General features: G+C 32.6%; 15 protein-coding genes. 2 read left to right on the top strand and 13 right to left on the bottom strand.

Annotation, left to right across the window (positions count from 1 at the left end; translation table 11 throughout):
* Positions 1-72: 72 nt before the first annotated feature.
* The 8 genes from M1D66_RS16405 to M1D66_RS16440 all read right to left on the bottom strand — a co-directional run bounded on the left by M1D66_RS16405 (position 73) and on the right by M1D66_RS16440 (position 7,459).
* Positions 73-198 (bottom strand): aspartate phosphatase, encoded by a 126-nt coding sequence (locus M1D66_RS16405; protein ID WP_000709201.1) that lies wholly within the window; start codon positions 196-198, stop codon positions 73-75.
* Complete coding sequence (locus M1D66_RS16410; protein WP_000109855.1) at positions 195-1,268, bottom strand: response regulator aspartate phosphatase; 1,074 nt, start codon at positions 1,266-1,268, stop codon at positions 195-197. Before M1D66_RS16410 ends, M1D66_RS16405 begins: the two co-directional genes overlap by 4 nt.
* A gap of 343 nt (positions 1,269-1,611) precedes the next feature.
* Positions 1,612-1,956 (bottom strand): DUF3992 domain-containing protein, encoded by a 345-nt coding sequence (locus M1D66_RS16415; protein ID WP_017562367.1) that lies wholly within the window; start codon positions 1,954-1,956, stop codon positions 1,612-1,614.
* Positions 1,957-2,068: 112 nt separating this feature from the next.
* A complete protein-coding gene (locus tag M1D66_RS16420; protein ID WP_242554618.1) occupies positions 2,069-2,716 on the bottom strand; it encodes a BclA C-terminal domain-containing protein in 648 nt (215 codons plus the stop codon).
* 126 nt (positions 2,717-2,842) lie between these two features.
* Positions 2,843-3,550 (bottom strand): CotZ-related putative spore coat protein, encoded by a 708-nt coding sequence (locus tag M1D66_RS16425; RefSeq protein ID WP_242554619.1) that lies wholly within the window; start codon positions 3,548-3,550, stop codon positions 2,843-2,845.
* Between the two features lie 300 nt (positions 3,551-3,850).
* The gene (locus M1D66_RS16430; protein ID WP_242554620.1) at positions 3,851-4,231 is read right to left on the bottom strand and encodes a DUF6262 family protein; all 381 of its coding nucleotides are present in this window, start codon (positions 4,229-4,231) and stop codon (positions 3,851-3,853) included.
* On the bottom strand, positions 4,224-6,329 hold the full coding sequence (locus tag M1D66_RS16435) for a tyrosine-type recombinase/integrase (RefSeq protein ID WP_242555034.1): 2,106 nt from the start codon (positions 6,327-6,329) through the stop codon (positions 4,224-4,226). Before M1D66_RS16435 ends, M1D66_RS16430 begins: the two co-directional genes overlap by 8 nt.
* 11 nt (positions 6,330-6,340) lie before the next feature.
* The gene (locus tag M1D66_RS16440) at positions 6,341-7,459 is read right to left on the bottom strand and encodes a tyrosine-type recombinase/integrase (RefSeq protein WP_242554621.1); all 1,119 of its coding nucleotides are present in this window, start codon (positions 7,457-7,459) and stop codon (positions 6,341-6,343) included.
* Positions 7,460-7,707: 248 nt separating this feature from the next.
* On the opposite strand from M1D66_RS16440, the gene M1D66_RS16445 reads away from it, so the two are divergent.
* Positions 7,708-7,959 carry a YolD-like family protein gene (locus M1D66_RS16445; protein WP_000461372.1) on the top strand — a complete coding sequence of 84 codons (252 nt, stop codon included), beginning with the start codon at positions 7,708-7,710 and terminating at the stop codon, positions 7,957-7,959.
* Positions 7,960-8,241: 282 nt separating this feature from the next.
* Here the strand turns inward: M1D66_RS16445 and M1D66_RS16450 are convergent, their stop codons facing one another.
* From M1D66_RS16450 to M1D66_RS16465, 4 genes are all read right to left on the bottom strand, one after another.
* Positions 8,242-8,634, bottom strand: a complete 393-nt coding sequence (locus M1D66_RS16450; RefSeq protein WP_016122401.1) for an HNH endonuclease — start codon at positions 8,632-8,634, stop codon at positions 8,242-8,244.
* Positions 8,635-8,739: 105 nt separating this feature from the next.
* Entirely contained in the window at positions 8,740-9,045 is a 306-nt protein-coding gene (locus M1D66_RS16455) for a hypothetical protein (protein ID WP_000966113.1), read from the bottom strand.
* 58 nt (positions 9,046-9,103) lie between these two features.
* On the bottom strand, positions 9,104-9,391 hold the full coding sequence (locus M1D66_RS16460) for a nucleotide pyrophosphohydrolase (protein WP_324659582.1): 288 nt from the start codon (positions 9,389-9,391) through the stop codon (positions 9,104-9,106).
* A gap of 309 nt (positions 9,392-9,700) precedes the next feature.
* A complete protein-coding gene (locus M1D66_RS16465; protein WP_000427801.1) occupies positions 9,701-9,976 on the bottom strand; it encodes a stage V sporulation protein S in 276 nt (91 codons plus the stop codon).
* Positions 9,977-10,586: 610 nt separating this feature from the next.
* On the opposite strand from M1D66_RS16465, the gene M1D66_RS16470 reads away from it, so the two are divergent.
* Positions 10,587-11,138, top strand: a complete 552-nt coding sequence (locus M1D66_RS16470; RefSeq protein WP_144596424.1) for a preprotein translocase — start codon at positions 10,587-10,589, stop codon at positions 11,136-11,138.
* A gap of 156 nt (positions 11,139-11,294) precedes the next feature.
* Here M1D66_RS16470 and M1D66_RS16475 read toward each other — a convergent pair whose 3' ends face one another.
* Complete coding sequence (locus tag M1D66_RS16475) at positions 11,295-12,896, bottom strand: esterase/lipase family protein (RefSeq protein ID WP_242554623.1); 1,602 nt, start codon at positions 12,894-12,896, stop codon at positions 11,295-11,297.
* Positions 12,897-13,281: the final 385 nt, after the last annotated feature.

Here is a 13,281-nt window from a genome sequence, read left to right on the forward strand (position 1 = left end):
GTACCTGCAACCTCATCATATAAATAATAGATATTAAAAAGAGGACACTATAAGCGCCCTCTTCCTTAGGTTTTAAATATGTTCTCCATGATCCATAAACACTTCAATTGCTTCGTTTTGTGGTATGTCTTTTGCATTAGTAAGACCAAAAGTAAAAACAGCGGATAACATCATCATTAATAAGATTGCTTTTTTCATTTTAGCGCCCTTCTTTCTATGCTCTTTTTGTCTGCATCTAAAGCGATGTGCAAATACTTGCTTGCTTTTCTATGATTTTCTGAACCATAGAATATTTCACCTAAAAGAGAAGCATATTCTTTTACCCAATCATATAATTCTTCTTTTTCAAAATACGAAATACCTTCTATAACCACATTTTCTAATTCTTCTTGCGGTACATAGTTATGTACTGCTTTTAAAATTCGGAAATGATGACGATAACATAAGTCGCTAATCTTATAGCCATTCTCAATATATTCATTAGCGATATGACTATAACCTAACTTAAAATGTTCTCTTGCTAAAAGAAACATAGTTTTAGCGTTATTTTCTAATGAATCCTCTAAGTGTTTAATTGCTAACTCTGGCATGTTTTGACTTGCGTATAAAAGTCCTAAATTATGCTTAACTCGTTTAATAAGAAGTTCATCATTAGATTTTTGGAAGGTACCTAGTGCTGAAAGTAAATATTCCTCTGCACTTTCGAATTCATTTAGTCGAATGTGTGCCATTCCTAAAGTATTTAAGCATGCTGCAGTTTTTAATTCATACCCTGGACTAATTGAAAATACTTCATTCGCCTTTGTAGCAAATTGAACTGCTAGGATCGGTTTTAATACGTGATAGTAATGGACTGCAAGCCAATAATTAAATTCAGCTTTTTCAATTTCATCATGCATGTACTCTAAAAACGTTTCAGCTTTTTCAAATTGCATTCTTGCTTCACTATGGTTTGCTTTATTAATAGCGTAAATTGCTTTAAATAAATGATGATAGTACTCTAAAAATGTTTCTGTAGACTCTGGTAAAGGCTCGATTTTGTCCAGAATATCTTTTGTACTATCCATATCCCGAATTAGCAGTTTATACCGTGCATTCAATAAAGCGTAGTAGACTAATATTGTTTGGTCTTCCTTAATATTATTGATTTTATTTGCAATATCTTCTTTTATTTTCTGAGACTGTAATACACGTTGTGAAATCATAGCTTGATACCAGTCGTTTAATAATTTTGTGATTTCTTCTTTAGAAATAATGTCAACACTCATCTACTTCTACCCCCTTTTGTTAAATGTTATCATGACATGCTTGTTTGCATAAATAAGTTTTTGAATATTCTAACTTGAAAAAATTATTTTTGAATATTCATGTTAACAAAATGGTCCCTTTTCAAACCCAAAAAAGAACACACGTTCGTTTGTAGTGGAGTTAAAAAAACAAAAGTGAGGTATTACATCATGGAATATAACGGCTTTCCTGTAGTACGTGGAAGAGGTATGGTGAAATGGAATCCGTTTGTTATCAAGACCTAATTTGTTAAAAGTCACGAAAATTAAAAGATGATACATGTTAGTCATGACTAACATGTATCATCTTTTATCTCTCATTATATTAGAATTTATAATTTATCGAGAAAGAAATTTTAACACTAGATGTACCTGTTCCGGCTCCCACAATTGCAATGGAATTTATATCATTCATCGTAATGGATCTACATTCGCCTGGTGCAACTACAAATCCTCCAACAGCTGTTCCGTTTACAGTGAGAGCAGCTGTTGGTCCAACTCCAACTGTTCCGTTATTTTCCACCATAATTGTCCCATTTATTACAAAAGTAGTAGCATCATCCCAAATAGGTAAAGCGGTACCGCCGGTATCATCTAAAATAATAGTGCAACATACAGCATCATTTACACAGCATAATTGTTCAGTGCAGCAATTTCCTATTTGCGCCAACATGAACCCCTCCTAAATTTATGAACAAGATACACTATTATATGTTTGATTTTTCTATTTTGTTTGGACAATTAAATTTACGGTTTAAAAGAAGTTTCGTTAGAGATACATATTACGAAACCCTAATGATTGTTAAGGCAGCTCCAACCGATCCACCAATCGACAGAAGTGTAGCAACTAAAAGAATACTACTAAATAATTGTAGTTGGATTGTATCTCCAGCATTTAAATTAACTATAACATCATTGTTAAAAGTGGATACACTTAGAGCTGGTCTTAATATAGAAGCAGGAATAGGAGTAGTATTGTTTAATAAAATCCTTGAACCAGCACCAATACCTACTGCAGCTGTAGTATTAATTTGATAAGTAATATAATATCTCCCTGATTGTGGCACTGTAAAAGTGGTATTTGTACCATTGACTGTAAAACCATCTAAGTTTTGATTATTAGGAAGAGGAATACTCGTAGCGCTACCTAAAGCGACATTAATAACGCTACCAATTGTATTAGAGGCAAACATGGAGTTAGTGGTTACTGTTGGTCCAGTGGAACCTGTTGCTCCAGTAAGACCTGTCGCTCCAGTGGAACCTGTCGCTCCAGTGGAACCTGTTGCTCCAGTGGAACCTGTTGCTCCGGTAGGACCTGTCGCTCCAGTGGAACCTGTTGCTCCAGTAGGACCTGTTGCTCCAGTGGGGCCTATTTTCCCACTAATACCACAACATCCAAGTGGTCCAGTGAAATTTAGTCTATTTGCCAATTTATAAACGCTCCTTTTTAATGAATAGTCCAATTAATTTATTAATAGTGTATGTCCTTTTTTAGATTGTGGACATGGATAAAATAAAAAACATAACAATTACAATAATTTGTAATTGTTATGTTTTTAGAAATAGTATTTTTCCTTATAACAATAATTAAGTTGTATTTGTATAGTACCCGCGACAAATTTTTGTGGGGTGAGAATTTCAATACATTTCAAATCTGATATAGTAAGAGATTGACAATGTCCTTTCGGGATAAACATTTTATAAGTTTTGGTTTTAGTATATAAAAACATTTGTAATTCTGAATCTGTTCCATAGTTATAAGAACTTGTTATAGTGGTAATATTATTTCGATGTTTTTTGCTTGTTTCCCATATGTTTTGAGGTGGACAATTTTGTGATAAACAAAAAGCTAAACAAAAGCTATCTTTTATCACTCTTGATTTTATCAAATAATTAAAAACTGGAATTTCTACAAAGGTCAAACCACAAAAGTCAGCAAGATTTACAAATAATTTACTTTTTGTATGGAATAATTTTTTCACACAGCAAAATTTATTTAGCGGAAATTTTTGGTTGTTTTTATTTTCTATAATCGGAAATGGAAATAATAATTCCAGCAAGGCACAATTTTTTTTAGTATCTACTGCTTTAACTATAAAAAAAGGAGTAGTAAATTGGCCTTTCTTAGTGTTACCTGCTAAGGTTAATAATTTTCCATCATAATTAAATAAACAAAAAGGTGGCGTAGTTTGCCATTTTGCAGAATGAGGAGTTTTGTTAATTTCTACAAGTTTTTCTAATTCTAAAGCAAGCCATCTATTCATATTTAAATCATCCCTTAAAATCTCAACTGTCTTTTGACGAAAACTAAATTTCATCAAAAGACAATGATAGGTACAAAACATTGTAAAAAATATAATATTTTCGTTACAGTATATGTTATTCAAGAAATTTAAACACAAATAAAATTAGGGCTAATATTAATAAAGGTATTCGAATTATGAAATAAAATAATATGAACCTATAAAGATTTAACTAATAATAGAGTTTCTAGGATGAAATAGGTATTATAATTAAATCTGAGTTTCGTAAATGTGCTTTAAAAATAAAATCCCTTTATTTTCTTATATCTGTTTATATATATCTCCGTATGCCACTTTTAGTTGATTTCTCAGTTGTTTATTTTCTTCTTCCATTTTTTTCAGTCTTCGCTTCAACGATTCAATAATTACATCTCTATTGCTATCACTTATCTCACATTTTATTTGTTTCGATGTAAGGATTTGCGCTTGTTGTTGGCGTAGGATTTCAATTCGTTTACGAAATTTCTGATTATTATACAGGGTTGCTTTAGCGATACCTGCCTCATTTGCTACGCTATTAAAATTAATATTCTGATTGGCTCGTAAGAGCCTTTGAATCGCTTCATCAACCTTTTGAGAAGTAATTGCCTTTCTGGATGCATGAAGTGCTTTTAACTGCTCTGTACGATCATAACTAGTCATATTTCACACCATACTTTCGTTTTATGCGATTTTGTCGACCAAATATAATATTCCCTTCTCGAATATTGTTTAAAATCCTTTGATATCGGTGTAGATTTCGTTCATGCTTTTCAATCATATCTTCACGATTATGCTGTTTAGCTACTTCTACTGCTCTTGCTGTTGTTTTTATGTGTAACTCATATTTTTCAATATCCAGTTCTGAAAATCCAATAGCCAAGTCTTTGCAAGGGCTACCACTATTGCATGTCAAACAAGGTGGAGCTTCCATATGTGGACAATCTCCTTTTAATCGTGCATGACACGTTCCATAAGGATTATCCATTGCATTTAGTTTATGCTCTTGCCAGAGCGCTTGTAATATATCCTCCGGAATATCTTCACCAGCATTAATTTTTTGTACCTCACCGTTCAAGTCAAAGCTGAAGACTCCTTGATTTATAACAGATTCGAATGCTTTTCGTTTAGTTTCATCTAATAGCTTAGCATATCGTAAAGTCATTTCGGGGGAAGCATGAGCAAGTAATTCCTGTACCGTTAAAATATCTGCACCTCCATTCAATAACTTTACAGCATACGTATGACGAAATTGGTGGGTCTTAAAACGAAAGATATCACCATTTTCATCTACAATGTTTTTCTTTTTTGCTAATTCATTCAAATGTTTTCGAATCCATGCTTGTGTATAGGGCTTACCTTTTCGTATCCCTTGATATCGTACAAAAATGTATTTTTCTGGATTATTATCTTGTGTGCTATTTTCTTTGGAATTTGAAATTAAAACCGAAAGAATTTTTGCGAGCTCCTCATCAATTGGGATTCGATGACCTTGTACAAACGTTTTTTCAATATCAGTTACAATAGAATATTTGCCATTCAATTGTACAAGGCAATCTGTTGTAAGTTCTAATACATCTGAAATGCGAAGGCCTGTTTTAAACGCTACCCATACCACCGGTATGATGTCTTTATGTAGTTCGTTAAGATGAGCGAATAATTGTTCCAGTACAAAGTCAGGAATATAATCAATTTGCCCATAGGGCTTTTTTTTCACTTTTGGTTTATCTCCTGGGAAAATTAATAATCTTATATTTGTAGTTGGGGCAATTTCGTATTCGTATTTTTGAATATCTCCTAAAAACTTACTGATAATCTTTAAACCTTCTGATATATATCTTTCTGGATTTTCAATTTTTTTATTTTTGGTATCTTCATGAAACCATTGAATATATAGCTCCATGTGAGATCGTTTGAGACCTTTCAAATCATTCCATGTTGGTTCTAATGAAAATATGAAAGAAAAAAATTTAGTTAAAGTTCTTGAATAAACTCTTGCTGTAGCGAATGAAAGATCTTGTCGTCCCATTAAACGTTGCTTAATATACTTTTTGGTACTATGTCTTATTTTCATTGGTTCTATTCCAGTAAAATCAAGAAAATGTGCGGTTAAACTTTTGCTGTAGTATATTCCATATTGGCTATGTAATATCCGTACATCCCAACGATCTTTTTCCCATTCATTACGGGAATCTGCTAACACCAAGAAGTTGGAATGAATGATACGAAAATAGGTTGCTGCGGGGGATTTATGTGTATATTCGTCGAACATTGTGGTCTTTGATGTCTTTGTTGTAGGAATTCCATGTTGTTCTAACCAAAACAACCATTCCCGTTCAGCCCTCTCCATATCCAAATCAAATAAAGAGGGAAGATGAGGGTACTTTTCGTTAAGAAAAATGGATAATTTCGTTAAAAGTGCGGCTTTTTGATTAAAACCGCTACTTAGTGCCCACTGTTCTTTGAATAATTTTTGATACCATACATATTTTATTTCAAGATTAACAGTTGGACTATTTATTCGAAAATGTACATTTCGACGTTTCCCCTTGTAATTATCCGCCATTTTCCGAAATTGAGGGATACTTTTTAAAAATTTGATATTCCAATTGTTATTCATTAAAAAATAGGGATTGTCCACACGGTTAGTGGTAACAGATCCATCAGATTGGATTGTTTTTTCTATATAACTAGAAAGCTCATACTTCAATCGTTCATGAAAATTTACTTCTCCTATATTTATTTGTCGTTTTCGCTTCATATTTACCACCTTCAGCTTTTTTCATCGATTTTAAATGCATATTGTGCTTTTTCCCAATCCTTACGGATATCTTCGTCCGAAGGATGGAGGTACAAATTCATTGTTGTTTGAATTTGAGCATGTCCTAGTCTCTCTTGTACTTGTTTGATGTCCTTTGTCTCTTGGTAGTATATGGTGGCATGTGTATGTCGTAACAAGTGAGGATGAATATCAATTTTTGTTTTCTTTCGCAATCGTTTAAAGAGGGATTCTACATCGCTATAATTCATAGGTCTACCCATATTTCTTCCACGTAGCTTAATAAAGACAAAGTTTGTTTCAATATCCAGTTCATCAATAATTTCATATAGATAATCATCATACAAATCCATAAGGTGTTGTGATACAAATATCTCTCGTTCTCCTGTTTTGAGCTTTGCACCATTCTCTAATTCTCCTCGATCCCTCAAGCGAATCCGATGCCCTTTTTTGTAGTCAAATATAAAGTCTTCCAAATATAGAGAAAGGGCCTCTCCAATACGTAATCCCGTTTCAAACAGAAGTTGAATAAGAAAAGCATCTCGTATATTTGTAGTAGCTGTGAAAGTTTGTCGCACTTGCTCTTTTGTTAGTATTTGAATTCTTTTACGAGGCTCTTTTACTTTTAATACATTTCGAATAGAGGGTTTATTTTTATTAATATGATGTAGAAAACTCTTATATCGTGTTCTTCCTCCTGTATAAATCTGACGCATTAGTTTTTCATTCATGTCTTTAGATATCTCTTCGTTACGGTATAAATAATCATAGAAATTTGTAACGGCAGTAATGGTTAAGTTTACTGTTTTTTCAGTCTTTTTAGATTTCACAGGAGTAATAGACGCTACATTTAAGCTAGTATACGGATGACGTAACCAACCAACAAAATCTGCCAAGTCTTCTAATTTTATTTCTTTGTAACTTTTTTCAGTTTCTCTTAAATATAAAAAATATTGTTTTAGGGCATAACAATATGTCTTTTGAGTATTCCTACTTTTACCTGTACTATCCAAATATTTGAGATATTTTACTACCGGAACAATCGGAATCCCTTTTTCATCAACTAACATGTATTTTTTACTGTTCTCAAGCAAGATCTCTTGTACACGCATAGAATTCCCCCTTAGATTTTATACTAAATCTAACTATTATTTTTACACCTACCTTATAGAAGTTACCCTCCAGCTACACCCCCTTACATTTTAAACATAACATACTAAATTTCTAACGCATAGTTAATCATTATATGATGCAATAAAAAAGAATAATAGGCTTTTATATTAAACATACTATTCGCTTTTTATTATAGTAGAGTTAACCGTTTGCTTCAATACCGGAGCAATACGAGGAAATACATAGAATGTTTGAGGAACAATATAAAGTACCTAAACCTTTTTTAACACAAGATACTATGGAACGAATAGAAAGAGCGTTAATGCAATCTTTTCACGAGGAAGAAGAAATACATATCTCATACTATCGTGATGGAATGGTGCAAGACATGTACATAAATGTATTACATATTGAACCGATGACGAAAACTATATATTGTACAGATGCTTTTGGTTTGAATACTAAGTTTAAGTTTGATGAATTGGTGAATATAAATTAAAAGAAGCCGCCCGACAGGACTGAAGTGGCTTTTGTACGACAAAAAAAGAGCTCTGCTATACAGCAGAGCAAAAGAAAAATATATAACCCTATAAAAATAATACAAATTATTGATACTTTCAAAAGACGAAATTTAAATTTCCATCACAATAATACCTATGTTTAAGTATGAAACATTCTACCTTCCCTATAGCTATGAATATTCTTATTTTAGAATTCCATAGTATCCAAATAGCTCTTTGAGAAATACCTCAATACCGAACTTCTTCAAAGAATCTTTTCTTTATTCAAAGAGAAGTTCTAAAACTTTTTTCTTATCTTTGTCTCTTCCATAATGAATCAACCTATGACAGTTCGGACATATACTAACTATACTTCCAACAACATCTAAACTATTTTCAAAATCATGTTGCATTCTTAACGGTATTAGATGATGGGCCTCCATATAATTTTTTCGGCTGGCTTCCGATACAAATGTTTCATGTGTGTCATCTATTTCACATTTAAATTCTGCCTGTTTAATAGCTTGTTTAGCTTTTTTCGGATCACGAGGCCATACTTCCCTACCAGATTCCATTTTAGTTTTTTTTCGATTTTCCGATTTCTCTTCTTCTGCAATCTTTACTTTACTAAAATCCGAATCAATATTAGTAAATCCTTGTGGTGTATGGTTCAATTTGTAGCCAAAGAAAGCTGCGAATTCGATTGCTTTAATGTTTACAGGTTTTAGGTCCTTAATAAAATAGATGTATTCCCAAGTTTCATCATTATCGTTTGTTTTCTAAATTTTTCTAGCCACATCTGGGTTATGAGTCTTAGCAAAAATTGTCCCGAAAAACTTAAATTCCCCTTTAGAATATGCTAAAATCCCGTCACCCTCTTTTAACTTTTCCCATCTATCAACATTTGAAGAACCAGGAGTTGCTCCCCACATACATACATTCTCATGTAATTCATTATCTTTAAGTTTAGTTACTGTATCGGCATCTAAATCTGCTAAACATGTAGAAATAGGATATGTTTTTTCAATAGTAGCTTCCAAATTTTTTATAGCACTATCATTACTTGCAGTAAAAAGATATAACATATTTAATTCCACCTTTTTTAAATTTCATTATATTTCTTTTTAGAGTCTCGAGATTTCTCTACTGGATATTTTTTATTATTTTTTCTATTTTGTTTATACTAATCTCTTCTAAGTCAATATCCAATTGATCTGCCAACTCATCTTTCATGTCTTCTTTTTTTGTTTCTACAGCTTCCTCACTGCTTTTCCACTGAAAATTCTCCAACAACTCACTCGCCTCTAAAGAAAGAGAAATAGCTAAATCTTTAGGATTGTGGAACTGCTTCCAGTTCCTATCATCCCGAAATTTTAGGACTTTCTCTAAAATAGTTTGATTCATTTTTTGAATCCCCCAGTTACTTTTCATTGGTAAACTCTTCTATTTATCAGGTAAACTATCATAAAAACGTTCAATGGCCGCTACTAAAACTAAATCTTCTAAATGAGCAGTTTTAGGGTTGTTTATTTTTAAAAACATCAAAAATACCAAATCCCTTATATCACAAAGGATTTGGCATTTTTAAGTATCTAGAACACACGCTAAATTTAAGGAGAAATTAACAGACATGCGTCCGGCATAATGCCATGTCCACACCCAAGGATCGGTTACATAAAATAACGTATCTAACATGGGAAGTCTATTGGTCTTTTCCCCTTATAGTAACACTCTCTTCTACTAAGACCTTTTCTTTCTAGGGCCTACAATTAATTTAATCGCTGTTCTTTCTTCATTATTGATAGAAATCTCTTGAAATGCTGGTACGAAGGCTAAGTCAATACCACTTGGAGCGACGAACCCTCTTGCAATCGCAATTGCTTTAATCGCTTGATTTATAGCTCCAGCCCCAATCGCTTGAATTTCCACATTACCACTTGTTCTTAGCACTCCTGCTATTGCACCCGCGACTGAATTTGGGCTTGATTTTGAAGATACCTTTAATATATTTTCCATGTAAGTTGCTCCTTCTATTATTTAATCTCTCTTTCGTTACAATTTTAAATATTTTAGCGTATCTTTAATTACTATTCACACCAAAAACAAACGATGCTTCATATGTACATTATTCTATATTTTCTGACTTCTTCCTGCTCAGCTACGCAAATAAAAAATAAACTGAATAACCTAATATACATACAGTTAAATATCATAACTTCACCAAATGATAACATCCATACAGCTAAAGATAATATTGCTGTTTTGTCAGACGAAATTAATATAGTAAAGTGAAACTTTAATGAGTGGGGGTTTAATTCATCCCCCACCTAACTTCTTTGCTTTCGCTGAATTTTGAGATGGAAGTCTTACTGCTCGGAAAATAGCGGGATAAACGTTTCCTCGTTACTTCAATCTATTTAGAAATTCCATTTATTTTTCTATCAAATTATGAACCTTATCATCTTCAAAAGGTGTTACAGGTAATACTCAAATACTACATTTCATCATTTGACCACTTTATATTCCACATCTATCTCCTTTTATAGTACAAGCATACACGCCAATTTTGATTCATCTTCATAAACTACTATGTGGTTTAAATTTATTAAGAATAGGAGGTAATATATTGGGTTCATACTATCATTCTTCAAACTCGTATAAAAAATGCTCATGCAAATCTTCTTCCAGTTCAAATAAAAAATGTTCATGTGGTGACCATTCACATAAACGAAGCTGTCCTGCATACGGAACTTTTTGGCAAACTGAATTTATAACTGTTCCTTTTGGCGATCCTTTTCCATTTAATCACGTTGGACCTTTAGCAGGAGGCGTTTCCTTACTAAATCCTACTACTATACACTTTAGACAAGCTGGTGATTATAGAGTTTCGTTCATTTCCAGTATTAATACTACTTTAAATCCTGTATTTCCACATATCCCAGTTATAACTATATTTTTAAATAACAATCCACTTGCTAATAGTCAAGGTGACTTCGCTATTCAAATGAATACTTCATCAAATAACGAATGTCTTCAACTTGTTGGCGAAACGATTGTTACAGTGCCTGCTAATTCAACTCTTCAACTTAGAAATAATAGTGGTTTTAATCGTCAAAGTATTGTAACTTGTGACAATGGTATAAATTCAGTTGAATTAACAGTTACAAAACTAAGTTAATATTATTTCTTTACATTCAGATGCTATTTCAGCATCTTTTTTTATTGAATAACAGTTTTCTTCGACTTTTATTATCTTTCATCACGCAAAAAAAAGTGCAGAATTCTTTCTAACACAAGATTTCTGCACTTTTATATTATGCTTATTTATTCTTCCTTATTTCTCTACATAAACCGACTTAACAATCGTACGATTATATGGTTTTCCTTCTTTATTCATCCCTTTTATATCCATCGTAACGTTATATACTCCCGGTTGTTTTATATCTTTCAAAGCACCTGTAAATGTATTCGTATTAACATTTTGTAATTCATTAAATTCAGAGACTAACTTACCTTCTTTATTAACGACCCTTACTGTTATGGAAAGATCCCCTTTCATTTCAGGTGCTACAGGTGATTTTTTCAGTTTATACTCAGGTTTATTTACTTTAACTTTTGTAGGCATTTGAAGAACAAATGGCGCGCTATCCTTGTAATCGCTTACAAATAAATATGCATCTTTCGACTGCTTCGCCATCATTTTGATTTTCCATTCGCCTACTTCCAATTTATCAAACTTAAATGTTCTAATTGTCGCCCCGTTAAAGAAAGATTCGCCTTCACTAGTAGTTATAGCGCTATCTTTATTTGCATAGATTTTTCCTTTTGGAGATACCATTTGTACTTCAACATCAGAAGAAGCAGTTAGTACAGAAACTATTCCTTCAGCCTTTTTATCAACAGAAATACTTTGCTCTATCCACTGATTTTGTGGTAATTCGCCTCCTAAAATATTTTGATTTGAAGTTGTATTTAATTGTTCTAGATTTTCATTTGAACTAGTGCTGGATGCTACTAAAGCTGGTAATCCCACATTTGTCGTACGTAAATATGGTTCAATTCGTGCAAAAACAGCTGATCCTTTTCTTATATTGTCATGATCAAATCTGGAATCTGTAAATAAATGTGTACCGTACGATAGCTTGGCACTCCATTCATTTACTAGTCCATCATTTGAACCGTACGATGATAAATATAACCCACCCATAGATAATGCAGAAAATGTTGGCCCCCAGCTAGTTCCAGTAGCCGTATAGTAACGGTTTAATTTAGCTGCTGGGTTGTTATCTATTATTGAACGAAACTTTGCCATTTCACCTATTTGTAACGAGTACGTACCATCATCTTTTTGACCTAATATAGAAGCAAGCCACCCTGCCCACCAACTATATGACAAATCTGCTAAATTTGAGCCGTGATGCGGTGTAGCAAGTGTAATAACATTTCCAACAAATCGATTCGCACCATATTCAACTAATGCAGCTTGTGTATCAATTCCACCTTTACTATGCGCTACAATATTAACTTTCTTACCGAAATGATTATATATTTCTTCAAGTTTTTGTGCCAACAATTTTCCGTTATCCCACTGACTAGCCGAACCTTTCCCCGCTGCATCATACAATTGTATAAACACTGTTTGATAGCCTGCTTTTAAAGCATAATCATACATATCATTTATATCATGATATACTGTCTTTCCATACCAACTATCAGCATTACCATTTCTTCCTTGTACAAAGAGAATTGGCGGTTTATTCTCATCATAATTAGCAGGTTTTTGGCCTAAAAACCATTCTCCAGGTGTGAATACTTCTGTATCAGGAAACCCCTTTCCAAGCTCTTTTACAACTTCTGCCTGTACATTTGTGCTAATTGTTGGAGCCATGATAAAAAATACAATTAGTAAGGCCACACATCTTCTCATCAGTCGCATATTACTCCCCCTATTTTTTTGGAAGAAGGTGTTCTTTATAATATTTTATATTTTCCCTTCCTTAATAATAGCTAATCTTTTATTTTTAAAAGATGATAGCCCTATTTTTAGAAGGTTACTAGTTGTATACCCTCTTCCTTAACTCTCGTTATTCTCTTTGTTTCTACCTCTTCCTTTTGATAGAATACGACAAAAAAGTTTCTCAATAATTGTTAACTTCGCTACATCCAGATATTTTTTAAATCATTATTGTTTATATAAAGCATACAAATCTTGAAAAAATTTTAGTAAAAAAACATTTTATTACTAGTTAGTTATTTAAAAATATAATAAAGATATGTACTTTCTTTTCATTAAATACAAACTAATTTTAAAGGAGCTTGTG

The organism is Bacillus sp. PK6-16 (assembly GCF_056530295.1).